Below are 20885 nucleotides of genomic sequence, written 5' to 3' on the forward strand. Positions count from 1 at the left end.
ATTCAGTTATATGAAGCCGGCGCGGGACGTTCCCGCGCCGGCACAGCCATCAGTGGGATTCGCGCATCCAGACCTGCATCTGCCCTTCGGCACGGTTGCACCAGGAGTAGTAGGGGATCATGGTGAGCCGATGCGGTCGCTCGGCCAATGCCCGGTCCGCGACCACATACTGTCCGGCGCGCTCACATTCGAGGCGAAGGCCTTCCACCGTGAGCACTTCGACGCCTTCGAGCAGATCGGCGTCATACCGCTCATCGATGGGCGAATCCACACGCATACCGTCCAGCCACAACGGACCTTCGTTATCGACTTCCTCCATGCAGAACACAATCGGACCACGGGCCACCGCAAGCTTGCCGACATCCGCCTTGACATCAAGGCTGGCGCGCATACGTCTCACCGACATATCCAACTTCAGGCGAATCTCCGTGGCCTTCCCGGACACGTCGACGCAGATGAATCCATCGACCGAGTCCAGATGCACCGCGCTGCCGTTGACCTCCAACGACCAGCGTTCGCTCCACGCGGGAATACGAACGGCCAAACGCTTGGGAACCCTATTGGGATTGTCGACGACGAACCGGATATCCCCGCACCACGGATATTCCTCACCGCCCTGCGTCTGTTCGATCACCACACCATCGTCGAATTCAGCGCGGTTGGCGATGAACTGATGCGCATACACGGTATCTCCGTCCACCGTGTACAGATATTGGTCGAGCGAAGTGATCAGACGAATCAGATTGGCCGGACAGCACGCGCAGTCGAACCAACCCGCGCGACGGGTGAGCACATGCCGTCTGACGGGATTGCCCGCGGATCCGACCGGATCGGCGTCCAATGGATTGACGTAGAAATAACGGGTTCCATCAAGCTGCACGCCTGCGAGCATGCCGTTGAACAGCTGCAGCTCCATCACATCGGCCACGGCACCGCGAGGATGCGCCTGCATCAAAGCCCGGCCGTAGAACAGCATGCCCACGGAGGCGCAGGTCTCGCCATATACCAGATCGTTGGGCAGATCGTCGTCGTAGGAGAACGCCTCGCCCACTTGGCAGGAGCCGACCGCGCCGGTGATGTACATACGGTGGCCGACGATGTTGTTCCACAGGCGTTCGGCGGTTTGCCGCATTCCGTCATCCGCGAGCAGATGGCCGACCTTGGCGATGGCCGTCGCCATATAGATCAGGCGTACGGCATGCCCATCGGCCTTCTCGAGATCAAGGACGGGCCCGTCCGCGACGAAGTATCGGCGAGGCATGTCCAGTCCGGGATAGAACCGCGGACCACCCGCCTTGTCCTGTTCGTCGAAAAATTCAGGATCGACGCCACGGATGCGGATGAACCACGCGGCGAGTTCCAGCCAACGCCGCTCGCCCGTCGCCTCATACAGGCGCGCCAACGCCAACTCGACTTCGGGATGCCCGTCAGGTCCGTGCACTTTGCCGGGTTCGTCGCCGAAATGCCTGTCGATGCAGTCGGCCGCACGTTCGGCCACATCAAGCGCCTTACGCGAACCTGTGACCTCATAATGCGCCACCGCAGCTTCGATGAAATGACCCATGGTATACAGCTCGTGGCTAAACCGCAGGCCTTGGAAACGTTGTTCGACCGGCATGTCAAGCTCGAATTTGGTGTCGAGATACCCGTCTTCGTCTTGGGCCTCCTCGAACAGTGAGACCACGTAGTCGACCTGCGTCGCCAACTCATCGACGTCCATGCCTTCGTCTTCGCATCGCAACGCGTAACTGGCGGCCTCGAGCCATTTCGACACGTCGGTGTCTTGAAACGGCTGTCCGCTGAACTTGCCCTCCTCACGGCCAGCTGCGATGCGCAGGTTACGTAGAGAATGGCTGAACATGCTGCCGTTCTCCCCCCAGGCGGCCCCTTCTGGAACGTCCACCGGCACTTCGTCGTTCAACGCACGCCACTGATAAGGAAGCGCGTTGTCGACGGCCATCGCGCGGTAACGGTTCCAGAACTTCGAGGTGATCCGCACGCGAGGGTACGGGATGCTCTGGTTGGTCATGATAGAGACTCCTTTTTGGATACGCTCAGTCCTTCATACCGCTGGTTTTGATACCGTCCGTGATGTATTTGGAACAGCAGATGTACAGGATGGCGGGCGGAAGAATCATCAGCATGGAGAACGCCATCTGCAACGGCCAATTGGTCTGGTTGCCGCCGCCGGCAAGCTGGAACGACGTCAGCGCGCCCACGGTCAGGGGCTTCAGTTCATCGGAGTTGATGAACACCAGCGGAGAGAACAGCTCGTTCCACCAAAAGCTGGCGGACATGATGCCCACTGTGATGAAAATCGGCTTGCCCAACGGCACTATGACCCGCCAAAACGCCTGCCAGCGGTTGCATCCGTCAAGCATCGCCGCCTCATCGATTGATTCCGGAATCGACACGAAGAACTGCCGGAACAGAAACACGTTATACGGTTGGGCGAAGAAGCTTGGCAGAATCAGCGGCCAGAACGAATCAAGCATGCCGAAAGCGCGGAACAGCAGGTACTGCGGGATGATCAACGTGGCCGTCGGCACCATCATCGTGGCGATGATGATGGCGAACACCACGCCGCGCCCGCGGAAACGCATGCGCGACAACGGATACGCCACCAGCGAGCTGGAGAGCAGCGTACCTGCGGTGTTGGCCACGCACAGAATCAACGTGTTGCGTAGATACAGCAGCGTGGAGGGATCGGAAAGCACCGTTTTGTAGTTCTCCCACTGCGGGTCGCTCGGAAAGAACGAGGGCGCGGACGAGATGCCGGTCAGCGTCTTCAGGGAGTTCACGAAAATCCAATAGATCGGGAAGAACATGAACAGGGCGACGATGATCATCACCGTATACTGCAGGACCGTATACCATTTCGGAGCTTTGAACATGATATTTCCTTTCGACCCTTATTTGCGATCCATGAGCTTGAACTGCACGGCGCCGATGACGGCGACGATAAGGAACAGCACCACGGCCAACGCGCACGCCTGGCCCATATTGAAGCTTTTGAAGGCCTTGTCGTAGATCAGCAGACCAAGCACCTTGGTGGCGTCGCCGGGGCCTCCTCCAGTCAACGGATAGAGCAGCGTGAACGCGCCGTTAAAGGAATTGACGGTGCAGGAGACGACGTTGAACAGCATCATCGGGGCGATTCCCGGAATGGTCACATGAATGAATTTCTTCCAGGCGCCGGCACCGTCAAGCGACGCGGCCTCGTACAGTTCAGTGGGAACGTCTTTGAGGGCCGCGGAGAACACCAGCATCTGCTGGCCTGTGGCGAAGGTGAAAACCGACGCATAGGCCACGACGACCCACACCAAAGTGGTGCTGCCCGTCCAATTCGGAGGATTGTCCACGCCTATGGCCCGCAGCACATAATTGACCACGCCCAGCTGTGAGTTGAACATCAGGGTCATGCAGCCCGCCATGACGACGGAGGGCATGATGGTGGGAACATAGTAGAAGAACTGGAAAAGCCCTTTGAACCGGACGTTCTGATTCAGCAGCAGCGCCAGAATCAACGATGAGAGAATGGAGACGCCCACATTGATGACGGTGAATATCAGTGTGACGACCAGGGTTCTGCCGAGTTCCGAATCCCCCGACAGCAGATCCCGATAGTTTTTGAGGCCGACGAACTGCGGCTCTCCGAGAAGATTCCATTTGGTCAGACTCAGATAGAAGCTGAACAGAATGGGGAAACCGCTGAACACCAGAAAACCGATGATCCAAGGACTGAGAAAACCCCAAGCCGCAGCGGCATCCGAATGCCGTTTCGGGTTCCCCGCGCGCCGCGGCTTGGAAACAGCGACAGAAGCCATGATAACGATACCTTTCCAGAGAGGGTCATAAAACATGGGATGCCGTCCGTCGGCCGAATCGGCGAACGGCATCCTCATCAGAAGAGGGAATGAGAGGAGTCAGGAAGAAGCGTCTGACGACTACTCGGCTTCGGCGATGTCCTTGTTGGCCTTATCCACGGAATTCGTGAGCACATCCTCCATGGACTTCTGTCCGAGCACATACGCGTTCAGATCGTTGTAGATATCGAAGGTCGGAGTGGAGGCGACGGTGGTGTAGCCGAACTTGCCTTCCTCGGCCGCCTTCTCAAAGGCCTCCCAGTTGGTCGGGCCATTGGTTCCCTGCACCTGCCAATCGCCCTTCTCTCCGATGGTCTTGAGCGCGGATATGTTGGCGTTGGCCTTTTCGAGGGCGATCTGGCCTTCTTCGCTCATCATCCACTTGATGAACTTCTGGGCGGCGGTCTTATGCTCGGAAGTGGACGAGATAGCGAAGAAGGACGTGTGCAGGGAGTTGTAGTCCTGTCCGCCAGGCGCGGCGGGCATGGTGGCGATGTCCCAGTTGAATTCTACGTCCTTGTACGTGGTGGAGATCAGCCAGCTGCCACCCAACGTCATGGCGGCCTGTCCGGCGGCGAACAGATCGGTGATCTTGGAACCGGAGGACGGCTCCGGTTGCGCCTTGAGCTCGTTGGTCATCTTGTCCTGATATTCCATGGCGGCTTTCAGACCATCGCCAAGCGACAGCTTGCCGTCATCGACGACCTTGTCGCCTCCCTGTCCCGCCAAGGAATACCAGATGCCGTTGAAGCTCGGGGCGTCGGATCCCCACTGGACGGTCTGTCCGTTCTCGGTTTTGGTGAGCTTCTGCGCGGCCTCCGCGTAGTCGTCCCACGTCCAGTCATCGGTCGGGTAGTCAAGCCCGGCCGCATCGAACATATCCTTGTTGTAATACATGATCTCGGTGGCCATGCCCTGAGGGAAACCATAGGTTCCGCCGGTCTGCTCGGCGATGTCGGCCACCGCCGGCTGGAAGTCGGATTCGTCGACGCCGTACTCGGACGCATCCAGCTCGTCGATGACGCCATTCTTGGCGTAACGCACATAATCGGCTTCCTGCAGCAGCATGACATCAGGCGCCTGGTCGCCGAGAATCATCTGATTGATTTTGGTGTTGTAGTCGTCGCCGGGAACGTTGACTTCCTTGAGTTCGATTTCGGGGTTGGCCTTCTTGAACTCCTCAAGAACCGGGAAGGTATCCCAATAGGAGAAGGTCAACGTGTTGTCATCATCACTGCTGGCGGTGCTCGAGCCGCAGGCGGCCATCGAAGCGAGGGTCGCGACGGCGACTGCGGCGGCGGTGACGCGCTTGAAATTAACGTTCATCGTGGTTCCTTTCTGATCCAGTCCCGTCACTTGCTTACGGATGGTCTCTACTTTGAGGTGACGGCGAACTGTTACCTCCAGAGTATGAATCGCGGGATTCGTCCATCCGGGATTTGCATGGTGCGGAAAATTTTCCTAGAATTCTTCCGTGCCCAATCGCATCACCCTGCACACCATCGCCGAAGCGGCCAACGTTTCCGTAGCCACCGTGTCGAAAGCGCTTAACGACACCGGACAGCTTTCCGCGCATACACGTCGCGTGGTGCTGAACACCGCCAAAGAACTCGGCTACGAGAAATCCAAAGGAGCCATCGCCCTACGCCACCAGTCGGGACTGATCGGTCTGGTGTCCGCGGATCTTGAAGGCCGATTCTCCATGCCTGCGCTCATCGGCGCGGAGAACACCCTGGGAGCCTCCAATCACGCCGTGCTGCTCACCAACTCACGCGGCGATCCCAAACTGGAACGCGCCCATATCGATCAGCTCGCCGCGCGCGGCGTGGATGGGCTGCTGATTCTTGGAGGCGAAACCGACTCACGCCCACCCGTAAAACCCAATACGGCGCTCGGCATTCCCATCGTCTACGCTTACGCTCCATCCAATGATCCCGACGACTGCTCCGTGACATGCGACAATACGGCGGCGGGAGCCGCGGCGATCAACCATCTCATCGACCGAGGCTGTTCCCGCATCGCGATCATATCCGGCCCTGAACACTATCTGGCCACCAAAGAGCGCATCGATGGCGCCATGGCAGCGCTGCGCAAATCCGGCATGCGGCCCGCGGCTCCCACCCGCTACGGCAACTGGCATGAGTCATGGGGAAGAACGGCGGCTCGTCTTCTTTTGGATTCCGGCGCACGCTTCGATGGCATCTATTGTCTGAACGACATGTTGGCCAGAGGCGCCATCGAAACCTTGCTGGCACGAGGACTGAAGGTTCCGCAGGATGTCGCGGTAGTGGGACATGACAATTGGGCGGTCACCGCCACGGAATGCCAGGTTCCCATCACCTCGTTCGACAACAATCTCCAGGAGATCGGACGTCGCGCGGCGCGGCTCCTCCTCGATTCCATTCGCGGCAACCGCCATCGTGGCGTCATGAAAATCGGTTGTTCGCTCATCGTGCGCGAATCGACCTTGACGAAACCCCGCTAGACGAACGTGAGTCTGAACGTGCGGGAAACATACCCTCCCGCCGGCACATCCACCGACAGCGTTCCCGTGCCGGAATCCCAATCCGCACTCCAACGCGAGAACGTGGCGGAAGGCTCCGGGAACACCTGTTCGACCAGAGCGTCACGCGCGGACCAGCGTGGCATCGCAAGGTCCACCGCAGAACCTCCCCCATCACGATTCCACACAGTGACCAGCGCCGTGGCCCCCGCGTCAAGACCGACCGCCACCACCGTATCCGTCCATTCGGGCAATCCCAATGGCCAGAACGGCCGAGCCTTACCGACCACCGGCTGCACATAACGTTTGTACGCGTCGATGCCCGCAGCGGTGAGCGCATGCTGTTCGGCATCCATGCGATTGATGTATCCAGACAGGAAGAACCGCCCCAAGAAGGTGGTGTTGATATTGAACGCGGCCTGTTCCAATGTCATATCCGCCTGTGGATACGCCCAGTTGGCGCTTTGCTCCGGCAGAGCCATCATCAATGCGGACGAGGCGATGGCCGGATACAGACGATAATCCTGCTGGTCCGAGGTGGATTGCACCTGAAAACGGGAAAGCTGTGCGAAGTCCTCACGCATGCCTCCGGACGAGCAGTTCTCCAAAATCACGTCGGGATGGCGACGGCGCACGTCATCCACCCACGCGCAGTACGCGCGGTTATGGCCCAGCAGGCCTTCGCCGGGGCTGTCCGCCCGATAATCGGTGCCCGCGCCAGGCGAGACATTGTAGTCCATCTTGAAATAGCCGATGCCATACTCATTGACCAGACGGTCAATCACCGCGTCGAGATGCGCACGTGCCGCACGATCACGCAAATCGAGAATATACCGGTCCTGCTCCACCACGCGCTGTCCATGACGTTGGAAGAACGCGGAATCAGGAAGCTTCCACGCCATCGGCGACTTCACGCCGATCACTTCCGGCTCCAGCCAGATACCCGGCACCATGCCCGCATCGCGAATGGCGTCGATCACTTCCACGATGCCCTTTTCGCCGGGGAAGCGCGTGGCGCTGGGAATCCATTCACCCACAGAAGGCCACCAATCACCGGAATCGTCATACCAGCCACAGTCGATGACGAAGATCTCGACGCCGATCTCGCCGGCCGCCTTGATCAGGGGTAGCTCCTTGGCTGTGGTCGGATCGCCGTAGAGCGTGTTCATATAGTCGTTGAACACCACGCGTGGCTCGTCGTTGTCACGGTGCGGCGAACGCATGGCACGACGATAATCGGTGACGTTGGCGATGACCGCGTCGAAATCGCAGCCCACCGTGAACGATACCGGCACGGCGGTGAAGGACTCACCTTGGCGGAGCACCCGTTCCCAATTATGGTTCTCGCTGGTGGGACCTGCGAGCGCGATGACGCCGTCAACGGTGTCGTCCTGAACATCCCAACGCCACGCGCCGTTATGCTCGATCTGGAACAGCCACGTCAAACCCAGTTCGCGCGATTCAAGAATCCCCAAAGGCGCGAACCGACCGGTGGACCATGTGCCGGACGAGATGACCGCATGTTGCTGGCGGGGATCGACGTTGGTAAGTTCCTGTCCGATGGCCGGCAGCAGATCCGCTATCGGCGTGGTGCGCCAGCGGCCTTCGGCCAGCCAGTCGTATGCGCCTTCGGTCAGATTCCACGAGCGCATATCCGCGCCGCCCCCTTGCGGCGCTCCGAAGGAGGAAGTCCAGCTGGTGATGGAGTCCAGTATCACCGGCTCGACGGAGTTTTCGTTGACGACGGTGGTTTCGGTACGCACCATGGCAGCCGACCCGTCGACTTCGTATCGCACGAAGACCGCGATGCCGTGGTCCGGCGCGGCAAGCTCGATGGTGAGCGCTTTGCGGGAGCCGTTGGATTCCTCACGATGCCGCCGATATCGCAACGTCTGCCCCAGTACGGTGTGGGTGAGTTTGTTGCACGACAGACGATGGCCGTCACCCACCGTATTGATCTCCACAATCGGAACCCGGTGAGGGAACACGACTTCGATTCCCTTCATGACGATTGACGGCACCGTGACCGGCGATTCAGCATCATACGAGAAAGCCATCGCCACGCTACCGGCATTCCAAGTGAAAGTCTGGGCCATCGTCGCTCCCTTCCGCATGACGCACCGCCATGCGTACGTTCGATTGGGGGTATTCGCTCAGCCTATCGGCAGAACAATCCGGATGGGACGCTTCTTTCCGCACACGGAAAACTTTCCGTAAATGCTCGGCCGCATACAAACCATATAGATCGCCTGCAAGTACCGTTCTTACGATTAACTTGTTCATAAGCAAGTTAATCGTAAGCACGGTATAATATTGATTATCGCACGCAACATTACGGTTTCCACGGCAAAGGCACCACCTATGACATTCGTCGGACGAGAAGAGGAGCTGGCGGCCCTCAACGAACTCATCGATAAGAACAGCTTCCAGATGGCGGTCATCTATGGCCGGCGGCGCGTGGGTAAGACCGCCCTCATCTCACACGTATGCGCCATGAGTTCCCAGCGGGCGCTCATGTTCACCGCGCGAGAACAAAGCTCGGCCAACAATCTGGCCGATTTCTCCCAAGCCATATACGAATTCTTCGGCATCCCCGCCTCGGCCGGAGCCATCGGCAACTGGCTTGACGCCTTCGTCTTCATCGCCGAACAAGCGCAAGCGGACGCGGAGCATCCGTTCATTCTCGTCTTCGACGAGTTCCCATACGCGGCCGCGACGGAGAAAGCCCTGCCCTCCATCCTGCAGATCGCCATAGACCACTCGTTCAAGCAGACCAACATCACACTGATTCTGTGCGGCAGCAACGAGGGGTTCATGGAAAGCGACGTGCTCGGCGCGAAAAGCCCGCTTTACGGCCGCCGCACCGCGCAAATCAGACTGAAACCTTTCGACCTGTTCACTGCGACGAAGCTTATGCCATCACAGAGTACCTGGGAGGATCAGATCCACTACTACGCCGCTCTGGGAGGAACCCCCTATTATCTCGAGCAACTCGACGATGCGAAAACATTCAGCGAGAACATCGCGGCGTTATGCTTCCGCACCTCAGGGATCCTCTATGAGGAACCAGCCATGCTGATGCGCCAGGAACTCAGGGAGCCCGCTCTCTACAATTCCATACTCAACGCGATAGGCGCAAGTCGAACACGCCCCAAGGAAATCGCCGAAAAAGCCGGAGTCGACGCCAATACCGTCGGCGCATATCTGAAAACGCTCTCCGCCCTTGGCGTGATCCAGCGAACGGTGCCTTTCGGAGAGGACGCATCGCGATCCAGAAAAGGACTGTGGACGTTCAAAGACCCGTTCTTCGACTTCTGGTACCACTTCGTCAGCCCCTATGTTCCGCTGATCGAAAGCGGCACCGCATCCGGTGCCGTACGATACGCCACCTCCGGAGGAGTGTTCGAAACCCATGTCGGCACTCAATTCGAAAGCCTGTGCATGCAATGGCTGTTGCGTGAATGCCGCGAAGGACGATTGGACTTCCAGCCCACGGCCTTCGGCAAATGGTGGGGAAACGATCCCGTGGCGCGCGAGCAGACGGATATCGACATCGTCATGACCGATTCGTTCGACCACAAGATGCTGTTGGGCGAATGCAAGTGGCGCAACACCTTCGACGAATCCGAAGCGATCGACAAACTCAAGCGCCGCACCGCGCTTATCGATTTCAAAGGCGAGACAGCCTACTACCTGTTCAGCAAGCAACGCGCGTCCGAAGGCACCCGCGCGAAAGCGAACGGCGACCCCTCGCTCACCCTCGTCGACGCGCAGACCATGCTGGAGGGATGAACCACATCCGTCATGCGACACGGAACGCGACGGCGCGTCGCCATCGGCCCGTCGAAGTAGATACGGCTGACGGCAACGCGCCTTCCTTAGGTTTTTGTCAACATCCCATGAATGTTCGTCAGGTTTTTGCACGGCACGCCGAAATCTTCCTTAGGAAAATTGCAATCTCATGAGCGCCCCGGCAAACTTCATCCCTCCCGAACTGCGATAACGACCATCATGATTCCCTTTGAAGTATGAATCAGCAGTCCGGGCACAAGCTCGAGGGGGCGGAGGACAACCGCAAACACATCAAACATGTCGCTTGGAACCGACGGACAACGTTTTCGAGAACACCATCGGCCCCATGGAATCGGTTGTGGACTTTTCCCATTGCGGCAACGGGTCACCATCCATATCCGAACCATTGGGGTCTCCCGAAAGAGCGAAATTCGCCCAATACGAGCACATCATGCGCGCAAGATCATAATGCCAACCGACAAATGGACGCCAGCACTTCGAAAGCGTCCCGAAACTAAACCACAAGTCGCTCGAATGGAACGCCCCCGCATCGTCGCCGGGCATAGGAACGTCGAAACGATAATAGAACGGCTCTTTGCCTCCGGCTTCCACCCATAAACGTCCAAGTTCCCGATTGCCTTCCTCGCCTGCGGCGACAAACACCCCATCCCGCTCTTCGTTGAATTCGTTGGTGGTGTTTCCGAAAAGCAAATCGACATCGACGCACGCGCCGGATTCGATGGTCTTCGCATACTGATCGGTCAGGAAACGGCCGTCGACGCATGGAATCCAATTCTCCACCATGGGCCAGCCGCCATTCGACCCCTCAGGAGAGGAAAGGGATTCCGCCGCCGCAAGCACATCACGGGCCGGTATCGCACGAGCCTCATCCAATGAACCCACACCAAGATGACGCAGGAATCGCTCACCGTTGCGTTGAGCCTCTTCCAACGACCATATATGGGCGTTGAACACCCCGACGCCTCCGCTGCTTTGTATGATGGCACGGTCGAACAAACCTCGTCTCATAGGCGAGCACATCTGCGCGAGCACGCTTGCGCCTCCCGCGGACTGCCCGAACACCGTGATGTTGGCCGGATCCCCTCCGAACGCCGCAATATTGTCATGAACCCACTGAATGCCCATGCGCTGATCAAGAAATCCGAAATTCGCGCAGGCATCGCCCAGCCGCTCATCCCGGACTTCCATCTCCAAATCAGCGTGAGAGAAGAATCCGAATACATTAAGGCGGTAGGCCAGACTGACCACCACAACGCCACGTCGCGCCAACTGGTACCCATCAAATTCTTTCTCCGCGACGCTTCCGCACTGGAAGGCACCACCATGAATCCACACCATCACCGGCAAGCCTTTTGCATTCGCCGTCGGGACGACACGGGTCTGATCGCCGACGCCACGAAGCGATGGCGTCCAAATATTGAGGTAGAGGCAATCTTCGGACATTGGAGCGTCCGCATCCATCTGCCACTCTTTGCCGTAGAAATCGTCCGGGGATCCCAGCGGTTGCATCGCCATCGGCGCGAACGTATGGGCGCAACGCACTTCCCGCCAAGGAGAGACTGGCTGCGGAGGTTTCCAACGCAGATTTCCCACAGGCGGCGCAGCAAAAGGAACACCTCGGAACACAGTGACGCATGGATCGGACTCGGCTAGCCCTTCAACCGGACCACAACCGGTACGCACAAGACGGATAACCATGGAATTCCTCAGTTTTTACATATCACAGTGAATCATCGACGAACCGCAAAGCCGTCTTCACCATGCATGACGATATTCGCCGCTCAACGCCAACATCGCGAAGGCGTAGAGGAAGTTGTCGTAGTAGCGGCGGGAACCCACGCGCATCGGGATGTTCCAGAACATGTCCACCCAGATGCGGGCGTTCTCGCGCGCGTCAGGCATATCGGAATGCCACGAGGCCAGCGAGCCCTCGGCCGTGGCGGCGATGAATCCCACCGGATGCAGCACCGTCTCGTCCACAGCCGTGCCGTCGACCGCGTACACGCTGGTGCGGTCATGGGTCAGGAAGAACCGCTGCAGCGCCGCGACACGGTCGCTCAGAGCGGGAACCGGTCCGCGCCACATAGCGTCCAATCCGATATTGCCCGCGGTGCGATAGGCGTCGGAATAGAAGTTCCAATGTCCACGCTCGCACACATGGGGAGACCCGTCGTAGTTCGAGTATTCGGGGTTCAGTCCGGTACGCCCGTCGCACGCTTTCACCAGATAGTCGCGGCTGGCGCGGGCCGCCGCCTTCCAGAACGCGCGGTCCTCTTCATCGGCCTCTTCGGCGAACACCTCATAGAAATGCGGCAGATGGTACGAGGGGTCCGTCCATTCGGTTTCGGGAATGAATTTGATGAGCTTGTTGTCCGGATTCCACATCGGCTCGCCCGCGAAGTCCGCGCCGCGATCCGATTCGCCTTTGTGCACGCAGTAGCGCAGAATCTCCCGGGCCTGCGCCGCGTACGCGAAAACGCCGCTTCCATCTCCCCAGCGCCTGGACGCCAAGAACAACGCCATCGCGAAATATTCCTCGCCGTCGGGCGCGGGACCGTCCGCGTTCGGCACGCCGTCGGGGCGCACCGACCATGCGAAATAATGAGCGTGATGCCCTTGCGGCATATACATGTACCGCATCACCCAGCCCCAGAGTTTGTCGAACACGTCCCGACGGTCGTACTGCACGGCGAGCATCATCGCGTAGCTCATGCCTTCGGTGCGCACATCGTGGTTTCCGGTGTCCATCACATAGCCCAGTCCGGTCTCGTTCTCCCAATAGAACCGGTTCGGTCCTTCGAAGATCTCATACCAGACCTGCGCCACGCGACGGTCGATGGCCTCCCGTCCGTAACCGCACCGCTCCAACAGCGACGCGTCCGCGTTCCATTCGATCATTCCTGATTCTCCTTTCCATGCGTGATGCACCGGTCCCAATACAAACCGGTCAAACCGTCGAGGATGGCACCGATGGCCCACGGCATCAGCGCGAACCATGTGCTGGCTATCGAGCCGTCCTCGTACCGTTCCTCCAACAGCCCTTGGCTGTGACAGAAGCGCTCCGACATCCAGCCCACCTTGCCATAGTCGTATTCGCCGTCGAAGGTGTTGTAGGTCTGGCAGCTCCACCGCACGGCATCCTCCATACGGGAACGGACGTAATCGTCTTCGCGGTGGTCGAGGTAGTACCGCATGTCGCCGATGATGTTGCTGGACATCGGATGGATATGCGGATTGCAGGTGGAGGTGACGCTCCCGCCGCAGCTCGACCAGCCGACTCTGCCAAGCGGCGGCACCGTGACAGGGGAGTTCCAGCAGAAGCGGAACGTGGACTCGTAGGCGAGCGCTTCGGCGAGATGGTCGAGATAGAGGTCGTCGCCGGTGATCTCGTGCAGTAGGCGCGTCGCCTTGACGTAGGCCAGCACTCCTTCGCTGTCCACCGCCTTCGAGGTGTCCAATGGGGCTCCGTAGCATTCCATATGCCGCACGTACGCGTCATGGTAATGCCGTTCCGACGCCTTCAATCCGTCAAGATCGGACATGTCGCCGCCCACCTTCGCCCAATACGCGCCCGCCGCCAGACACCAGGCGCCTGCGAACGCGCCGTAGTCCAGTCCCGCTCCCGTCGTCTCGCTGAAGATGAAGGGGTATTCGCCGTCGCTGTTGCGTTGCGCGGCGAGCCTCGGAACGACGCCGCCGACCATATCGAGCCAGTCGGCATGTTCCGCGTGCCCCAGACCACGCTCGTATTCGTAGGATTGCAGTACGTAGTACAGCATCTGTCCGACCAGATAGGCGCTATGCCCCGGTTCGGGAATACGGTCGCGCCACCAGCCATGGTTGCTCCAGACGCCATCATCCACCGCGTCGAACGGCAGACCATTGTTGGGGTTGACGCAATAACGCACGATATGGTCGATGCAATCCAAAGCCTGCGAACGCATCCTCTCGTCGCCGAGTCTCAGACCGCTGGCCAGCATCGGGGCCGCCGCGGCCATACCGTTCGTCCAACCGCTCGACCCTAATTTCTGGTACCAATACGGCCCATCGCCAAGTCGTACGCCCAACTCGCTGGGACGGTCGAACACGAATCCGGCGTACATGTGATCGTCAGGCAGCCACGCATCGCGGCTCACCGCTCCGGCGAGGTCTTCCACCGCCCGCCGCGGATCGCCCACCATACGCGGAGATTCATGGAAGCGGCGGTACACGGTCCGCAATGCCGGAATAATGGCTCTCTCATCGGAGGCCTCATAGTCGAACACGTCCACAAGAACGACCGCACGGCCGCCGGCGGGCAAAATCAGGCATTGGTCTTCGATTCCCGGTCTGGGCCGTATGTTGGCGGAGCTGACGAACAGCCAAGGCGCGTTCTCGTATCCCAGCGTCACGCCGATCGAAGCGATTCCGCGCGTCGGCGCATCCACGTCGTCGGAGGAAAGCGAGCAGGTGTATCCCGAATACTGCGCAAAAGCACCATCGTCGCCGGCCTCATGGCCGCGCAAGGAGTCGTCCGCCCCATGGACCAGATACGCGCCCATCGAAACGCCTCTCACCCTGCCGTCGGACACGGCGAGCGCGCAGGGATTCGCCAGACGGTCCGCGCGCACCATCCACCATGACGACGCCGGCAGCCGCGTTTCGCCATCGCGCATCCGCGGGAATCGGTCCGGCGTGGCAAGCGGCGCCTCGCCGCGATTGCGCCCGTACATGAATCCCGGAAGGAAGAACCGGGGATCGTCGCCTTCCACCGGCAGGTCGATACGCACCACGCCCTGAAACGTCGCGTCGGAAACGTTCGTCAAAGTCACCTCGTGCCGCCATGGCGTTTCGGCGCCGCCATCACCGCCCCGGCATCGGTCATCGATGGCGAGTCCGACCATGTCGGGAGACAGGTACCGCGGAGTTTCGCCATCAACCGGTCGTACGCTGTACCGCAGACGCATCATTCTCACCATTCCCATACCACGATGCGGGTCTTTCCGGCCGGCAGCCCGTCGATCGGACCTGGCGTGCGCATCGTCTGGCACGGGCGTCCGAGCAGGTCGATGTCCAGGACGATGTCGGCGCCGTCCGGGCTCTCGAAGCGTTCCTCCACAATGCGGGGCACCGGCAGGTCCTTGGACCCGGTCACGGGGACCCTCGTCTCCGACAGCCCGTCGGGCACGTCGCATACGAGCGTCAACGTCCCGCCATCCTCTTCAAGCCGCACCGGAATCGCGGCGGTATGGACGACGGCCCGCTCGTGTCCGCTGTCGTCGACGCGGCCGCAATACACGTTGTGCGCGGCGTACAGCGGCTGCAGCGGATTGCGCTCTCCCCCGCCCTGGGACGGGTCGGCCCACATCGCGTGCAACGCATCCAAATAGCCGCGCATGTCGTTCGGATGCTCCGCGTAGGACGCGAGTCCGAAGGCGCCCACGACCGCCTCCTCCCATTGCGGCGCGAACACGTTGCCGCGGTACCTGTCGTCACCGCCGGAGACGACCGCGCAACCGGCCACCTCGGTGCTGTGGGGGAAGTGGTACGGCGTGGAACGGTCAGGCACCGTATACAAGTCGATGGCGCCGCAGATGAGGTTGTTGACGAACGCGCCGCCCTGCGACCAGTTCTGGAACGTCACCGGCGAGGCGAAGATATTGTCGTCCACCAGATAGGGGCCGTGGCTCACTTCGATCATCATGTCGCGCACGTTGCGGTGCATGATGTTGCGGCTGATTCTGGTGCCCTGCGTCTGCCAGTCCATCCACAGGCCCAACGAGCAGTCGGCGATGTCGTTGTGGTCGATCACCGTGTCGATGGCGGCGTGGAATTTGATGCCGGCCACCTCCCATCCGAAGAATTCGTGCTTTTGCGCGATGCGGCGGATGCGGTTGTGTTCTATGCGGCTGAACGCGCATCCCATATGGCCGACGATGGCGTTCTGCCCGCAATCGTAGATATGGTTGTTCCGCACGATATGCGAGCCAACCACGCCTTTGCGCCATCCGATGCGAAGCGCTTTGAATACGGATTCGAGCTGATACTGGTAGCCTGTTTTACGCTCGGTTCTCGCCCATTCGTTGTCACCGCTCGACAGTTCCTTGCCCAATGACACCGCGGAGAACTTGGCGTCATGCAGCACATTGTCCTCGATGATCCAGCCGTACGCCCAGTTCGGGCCGACCATGCCCCACTGCTGCGCGGTGGGCGGCGCCCAATCGCCGGTGGCCTGCGCCATCTCGAAGCCCCGCACGGTGATGTAGTTGACATGATGGCGTGAGGGGAAGAAGCAGGTGCGGCGCACGCTGATCTCGACAAACTCCTCGTTGGGATCCGCATCTTGGAAATTCGCCCAGATGGTGGTGGTCCCCGCCGCCTCGTCGACTTCGGCATGCCATACGTATCGCGTCTGGTCGGGATCGAGCACGGGCCCGACGGTTTTCAGCGCGTAATCCTCGACCTCCGTGCGCATCCGGGGATCGAAGGTGTCTTCCACGGTCGGAACCTCGTAGAACGAACGGCCGTTGAGATACACGTCGCCCAGATGTTTGTCCGGCTCCTCGCCACGCTTGGGGGATTCCAGCCAATCGCCGAAGATGACCTCCTTGAACGGATTGAAATCACCGAACAGCGCGTTCGGCACCGCGGCCCGCCACACCGTGGGATGTCCGTCGAGACGCACCCATCCTTGGAGACGTTCCGATCCCTTGATGACGGGCTTGCCCTCACCTTCCGCGGCGCGGTAGACGATGCGTTCGTTCTCGCTTAAGCCGCCGTTGCGCGGGTCGACCTCCTCTCGATACACGCCTTCATGCACGGTGACGATGTCACCGGGCCGGGCGATGCGTGCCGCACGGCCGATTGTGGCGAAGGGACGGTCGACGCTGCCGTCGCCGGTATCCTCACCTGCGGAAGAGACATGGTATTCGGTCATCGTTCAGACTCCTTTGACTTCCCGACCTGAGATGGATGATAGGACGATGGCGGGGTTCGCCCGCCCGTCTATGGCGCACCCGTCAGTCTCGGGGGAACGCCACGCGTAACGGTGTGAGCAACGACCCCCGCTCGTTGCAGAGCAATCCGCGTTCCGGATTGTTGCGCCAAGCATACCGAATCTCATCCGGTCGACGATTCGGTCGGCGCAATCGGATATGACAGCCGTCGATCCGCGCCTCTGTGGGCACATCCAAGCCATCATCCCAATGGAACGAGAATTCGCCCGGAGACCTGCCATCGACGGTCGACAGCGTTATCGGACCAAACGATGCGCCGCCCGCCTTCTTCTGCGAAATATGCCGATTCGCGAATGAAAGCACCACATCGTCGCCTTCCACGCATACGTCGGTCAGGCATGGCTGCGAGCAGCCGACATCCTCTCCATACACCAACTGCAGCGCGGCATCGCATAGCTGCTCTCCAATCGGCCGTTTGCGCACCGGATGCAGATCGTTGCGTTCGCCTACATCCAAGGCCACCACCGTGGCGACATCGTCCACATCACACGACACCTGCCATTGGGCTTCGCGCACCACCGGCCAGCCGCCGTCCTCGACGCAGTCGATATCGATATTGGGCAATTGGACGATCAGAAACGGCAGACGATCCTGATTCCAGCGGCGTCGCCACAAGCCGATCATCGCGGTCAGCATGCGTCGATACTCCGACGCGCCGTCGCCGGTGTTCGACTCGCCCTGATACCACAACACCGCCCGGAGCGCGTATCGCGTGCAGACTGACAGCATCGCGTTATACAGGCCGGTCGGCTTCCAACGGACGAAATCCTCATATGGACATTCCGTGTCCGCCTGCGTCGCCACGGCGTACCGCCATGCGCCTGACAGATCCACGCATTCGCCGTCCACGCGCAATTCCAAACGTTTTCCCGGCGTCACACGACCTGAACCATGCTCGCAGGTCAGCCTGACGCGAATCTCATTCGTCCCTTCCCGCAGCACGTTCTCATCGATCCGGTAATCGCGCAATTCATACCGGTTGTCATGCCCACCGAGGCGACGCCCATTCATCCAAGTCTCATCGGCGTCGGCCATCGTTCCCAAGCGCAGCATCGCCGGCATACCCGCCTGATCCCGGCGCAGGTGAATCGTCTTACGTAATTCAAGCACGCCGTTCCAATCAGACAGCCCCACGCAATCGAAAGCATTCGGCAGTTCGATATCATGCCATGACAATTCGTCTTCCGGCTTCGCCCGAAGTTCGAGCGCATCATGCCATCGCCGAATCCGGGCGAGACTGGACGCGCTTTTCGCCTCGGCGACCCCATCGCCCAGATAGGGGTTCAGCACCTCGAGCGCGGAGGGAAACGACGAAAGCGTTTCACGGTCCATCCAACTTTCGATGGGCGAACCGCCAAGCGACACATTCATCAGCCCCACCGGAACGCCGAGATGGCGGCGCAGCGCGCGGCCGAAGAAATACGCGACCGCGGAGAATCCACCGAGATGATCGGCATCGACGCCCGACCATGAACCTTCCTCATGATCGACCACGGGCCCTTGGAAATCATAGCGCGGAGACACTTTGTACTGTCGCAGCAGAGGATCATCCGGCTTGGAGAACTCCTCCGGATACTCCCGGCTTACCCATGACATCGGCAGTTCCATATTGGATTGGCCACCGCACAGGAACACCTCGCCCACATAGCAGGTCCGTCGCAGAGAGCCGCCCTCGCCATCCGACGCCGAAAGCTCGAACGGCCCTCCGGCCATCAACGGTTCCACAACGACCTGCCACGCACCGGTTGCGTCGACAAGCGCCGACGAACGCCGATGCTGCACCTCGACGACCACTTCGCTTCCGGGAACGCCCCAACCCCAAATCGTCACAGGCATATCGGATTGCAGCACGCATCCGTCGCCAAACAGTTTCGCAAGAACGAGTTCCATTCCACCCACTTCCTTGTAGGGCTGTGATATGACGGGAGTCGTGCACGGGGCGATCGGATTCGCCATCGCCCCGCCTCCCCGGTGCTTCGGCATCGAGGAACGCCCGCCGTCATGTCCTAGCCGTGGTTCGGCAGTTCTTTGTAGTCGAAGTGGTCGAACGTCGCCTCGGCGCCGTAACCGGCCACATCCACGCAGGCCAGTCCGACGAAGGCTCCGGTGAAGAATCCGCCGTAGCGTTGGTTCACATAGTCGTCCGACAACAGCTTCGCATCGAGCCTGACAGGAATCTCGTTCCAGAGCTCGCCGTCGAAGGAGTATTCGTACGTGTAGAAACGCGTGCGCACCTTGGTGCGCAGCCACACCGCATCCACGTCATCCGGCACCACGATGGCGTCGTCCTTCAGGAATGAGGTGTAGACGCCGAAGTCGTTCTGCGCCACTTCGATCACGCGGGTTTCGCGCTTCTCATCCCAGGTCACATACACCCACGACCAGGTCACGTCGGAATAATAGTTGGTCAGACCGGCCATGGCCATATAGGTGGTCGGACGGAACTCGACTTTGGTTTCGGCGTCGAAGTCGAAGGCCTGCCAGCGGCGCGCCACCAACGACAGCTCATGCAGGTTGCGCAGCGACCCTTGGCCTCGCAACGTCAGTTCGCCGCCGCCGACCCGCCCCATAGCTTCGGTGAACGGCACGCGCAGGGTGTTCCAGTCATGCCCCAGGGTGTCGGATTCGAACTCGTCGTGCTGTGAGTGATCGGCAGGAGCGACGGTTTCGACCGCGTCCTTGGGCGCGTCGACATACCGTTCGCCTCCGTGACCGCCGACGATATGGGGCCAACCGTCCTCATCCCATTCGACCTTCTGGATCGAGGTTTCGCGTCCCAGCGTGCACCAGCCGCGCGGATCGTTGGCGGCTTCGGTTTCGTGATGCCACGGGCGGGCGCACAGCGAGGCGTAATACCACTCCCCCGACGGGGTTTCGACCAACGAACCGTGGCCCTGCTTCTGCAGGTAGGATCGCGGGGTGTCGAAGTTGGTGAGGAAGGGATCGCCGGGCATACCCTCGAAGGAGAGCGCGTCCAACGAACGGGAGCGGGCGACCGACTCCTGATGCGCGTATACGGTGCCGCCTTCGGCCGCGAAGAGATAGTAGTAGCCGTTGATTTTGTACAGATGCGGTCCTTCGACCAGTTTGGCCTCGGTGCCCGCCCAGATGGTGCGTGCGGTTTCGGGCTTGAGACGCATCGTGTCGACGTCGAATTCGGTCAATGTGATGCCGTCGAAGGGATGACGGTATTCACGGAAGTCCCAGGTCTGCTGCACCAGATACTTGCGCCCGTCGTCGTCATGGAACAGACTGGCGTCGAATCCCACGCCGTTGAGCCGGATCGGTTCGCTCCAAGGTCCGCGGATGTCTTCGGAGGTGACCAGATAGTTGGTGCAGTCCTTGAACGCCCCGTCCACCATTTTGACGTCGGCGTACACCAGCCAGAACCTGCCGTCGGCGTAGCTGAGATCAGGCGCCCAAACGCCTCCGGACGAGCAGTTGCCTTTCATGTCGATCTGGCTGGCGCGGTCCAGCGCGCCAGGCAACGTGTTCCAGTGCACCATGTCCTTGGATTCGTGCAGACGCACTGCCGGGAACCAGTCGAATGTGGAATTGGCGATGTAGTAGGTGTCGCCGACGCGGATCATCGAAGGATCGGCGTGGAAGCCGGGAATCACCGGATTCGAGATCTTCATGTCTACTTACTCCTTGCACAACGAAAAGGAATCCGGGGAGACGGAAGAGGGAATCTCCCCGGATCACAGC

At 60.1% G+C, this 20885-nt stretch carries 13 protein-coding genes; 2 read left to right on the top strand and 11 right to left on the bottom strand.

Translation table 11 applies throughout. The features are described 5' to 3' along the window. Positions 1 to 49: 49 nt before the first annotated feature. From BL8807_RS01450 to BL8807_RS01465, 4 genes are all read right to left on the bottom strand, one after another. The gene (locus BL8807_RS01450; RefSeq protein WP_072725686.1) at positions 50 to 2029 is read right to left on the bottom strand and encodes a glycoside hydrolase family 127 protein; all 1980 of its coding nucleotides are present in this window, start codon (positions 2027 to 2029) and stop codon (positions 50 to 52) included. A gap of 25 nt (positions 2030 to 2054) precedes the next feature. Beyond that, positions 2055 to 2894 (bottom strand): carbohydrate ABC transporter permease, encoded by an 840-nt coding sequence (locus BL8807_RS01455; RefSeq protein ID WP_072725684.1) that lies wholly within the window; start codon positions 2892 to 2894, stop codon positions 2055 to 2057. A gap of 18 nt (positions 2895 to 2912) precedes the next feature. Then, positions 2913 to 3827 (bottom strand): carbohydrate ABC transporter permease, encoded by a 915-nt coding sequence (locus BL8807_RS01460; protein ID WP_072725771.1) that lies wholly within the window; start codon positions 3825 to 3827, stop codon positions 2913 to 2915. Positions 3828 to 3947: 120 nt separating this feature from the next. Next, positions 3948 to 5192, bottom strand: coding sequence for an ABC transporter substrate-binding protein (locus tag BL8807_RS01465; RefSeq protein WP_072725682.1), 1245 nt, complete (start codon positions 5190 to 5192; stop codon positions 3948 to 3950). A 148-nt stretch (positions 5193 to 5340) separates the two neighbouring features. On the opposite strand from BL8807_RS01465, the gene BL8807_RS01470 reads away from it, so the two are divergent. Beyond that, complete coding sequence (locus BL8807_RS01470; RefSeq protein ID WP_072725680.1) at positions 5341 to 6351, top strand: LacI family DNA-binding transcriptional regulator; 1011 nt, start codon at positions 5341 to 5343, stop codon at positions 6349 to 6351. Here BL8807_RS01470 and BL8807_RS01475 read toward each other — a convergent pair. After that, on the bottom strand, positions 6348 to 8375 hold the full coding sequence (locus tag BL8807_RS01475) for a glycoside hydrolase family 36 protein (protein ID WP_226847406.1): 2028 nt from the start codon (positions 8373 to 8375) through the stop codon (positions 6348 to 6350). The two genes, BL8807_RS01470 and BL8807_RS01475, sit on opposite strands and share 4 nt — an antisense overlap. Positions 8376 to 8730: 355 nt before the next feature. Between BL8807_RS01475 and BL8807_RS01480 the strand changes: the two genes are divergently transcribed. Next, entirely contained in the window at positions 8731 to 10161 is a 1431-nt protein-coding gene (locus BL8807_RS01480; protein ID WP_072725676.1) for an ATP-binding protein, read from the top strand. A gap of 291 nt (positions 10162 to 10452) precedes the next feature. Here BL8807_RS01480 and BL8807_RS01485 read toward each other — a convergent pair whose 3' ends face one another. The 6 genes from BL8807_RS01485 to BL8807_RS01510 all read right to left on the bottom strand — a co-directional run bounded on the left by BL8807_RS01485 (position 10453) and on the right by BL8807_RS01510 (position 20815). Beyond that, positions 10453 to 11880, bottom strand: a complete 1428-nt coding sequence (locus BL8807_RS01485; protein ID WP_072725674.1) for a carboxylesterase/lipase family protein — start codon at positions 11878 to 11880, stop codon at positions 10453 to 10455. A gap of 57 nt (positions 11881 to 11937) precedes the next feature. Continuing rightward, positions 11938 to 13080: a family 8 glycosyl hydrolase gene (locus tag BL8807_RS01490; protein WP_072725671.1), complete on the bottom strand. Its 1143-nt coding sequence runs from the start codon at positions 13078 to 13080 to the stop codon at positions 11938 to 11940. Further along, the gene (locus tag BL8807_RS01495) at positions 13077 to 15140 is read right to left on the bottom strand and encodes a hypothetical protein (RefSeq protein WP_159431893.1); all 2064 of its coding nucleotides are present in this window, start codon (positions 15138 to 15140) and stop codon (positions 13077 to 13079) included. Before BL8807_RS01495 ends, BL8807_RS01490 begins: the two co-directional genes overlap by 4 nt. Further along, the gene (locus BL8807_RS01500) at positions 15134 to 17098 is read right to left on the bottom strand and encodes a right-handed parallel beta-helix repeat-containing protein (protein WP_072725669.1); all 1965 of its coding nucleotides are present in this window, start codon (positions 17096 to 17098) and stop codon (positions 15134 to 15136) included. Before BL8807_RS01500 ends, BL8807_RS01495 begins: the two co-directional genes overlap by 7 nt. Positions 17099 to 17180: 82 nt before the next feature. After that, positions 17181 to 19067 (bottom strand): sialate O-acetylesterase, encoded by a 1887-nt coding sequence (locus tag BL8807_RS01505; protein ID WP_083570207.1) that lies wholly within the window; start codon positions 19065 to 19067, stop codon positions 17181 to 17183. 116 nt (positions 19068 to 19183) lie between these two features. Then, a complete protein-coding gene (locus BL8807_RS01510; RefSeq protein WP_072725665.1) occupies positions 19184 to 20815 on the bottom strand; it encodes a glycoside hydrolase family 43 protein in 1632 nt (543 codons plus the stop codon). Positions 20816 to 20885: the final 70 nt, after the last annotated feature.

The organism is Bifidobacterium lemurum (assembly GCF_014898175.1).
Lineage (GTDB): Bacteria > Actinomycetota > Actinomycetes > Actinomycetales > Bifidobacteriaceae > Bifidobacterium > Bifidobacterium lemurum.

Bases quoted from the DNA above. Each gene is read 5' to 3' on its own strand.
- BL8807_RS01450 (WP_072725686.1), bottom strand. From the start codon at position 2,029: ATGACCAACCAGAGCATCCCGTACCCTCGCGTGCGGATCACCTCGAAG.
- BL8807_RS01455 (WP_072725684.1), bottom strand. From the start codon at position 2,894: ATGTTCAAAGCTCCGAAATGGTATACGGTCCTGCAGTATACGGTGATG.
- BL8807_RS01460 (WP_072725771.1), bottom strand. From the start codon at position 3,827: ATGGCTTCTGTCGCTGTTTCCAAGCCGCGGCGCGCGGGGAACCCGAAA.
- BL8807_RS01465 (WP_072725682.1), bottom strand. From the start codon at position 5,192: ATGAACGTTAATTTCAAGCGCGTCACCGCCGCCGCAGTCGCCGTCGCG.
- BL8807_RS01475 (WP_226847406.1), bottom strand. From the start codon at position 8,375: ATGAAGGGAATCGAAGTCGTGTTCCCTCACCGGGTTCCGATTGTGGAG.
- BL8807_RS01480 (WP_072725676.1), top strand. From the start codon at position 8,731: ATGACATTCGTCGGACGAGAAGAGGAGCTGGCGGCCCTCAACGAACTC.
- BL8807_RS01485 (WP_072725674.1), bottom strand. From the start codon at position 11,880: ATGGTTATCCGTCTTGTGCGTACCGGTTGTGGTCCGGTTGAAGGGCTA.
- BL8807_RS01490 (WP_072725671.1), bottom strand. From the start codon at position 13,080: ATGATCGAATGGAACGCGGACGCGTCGCTGTTGGAGCGGTGCGGTTAC.
- BL8807_RS01495 (WP_159431893.1), bottom strand. From the start codon at position 15,140: ATGGTGAGAATGATGCGTCTGCGGTACAGCGTACGACCGGTTGATGGC.
- BL8807_RS01500 (WP_072725669.1), bottom strand. From the start codon at position 17,098: ATGACCGAATACCATGTCTCTTCCGCAGGTGAGGATACCGGCGACGGC.
- BL8807_RS01505 (WP_083570207.1), bottom strand. From the start codon at position 19,067: ATGGAACTCGTTCTTGCGAAACTGTTTGGCGACGGATGCGTGCTGCAA.
- BL8807_RS01510 (WP_072725665.1), bottom strand. From the start codon at position 20,815: ATGAAGATCTCGAATCCGGTGATTCCCGGCTTCCACGCCGATCCTTCG.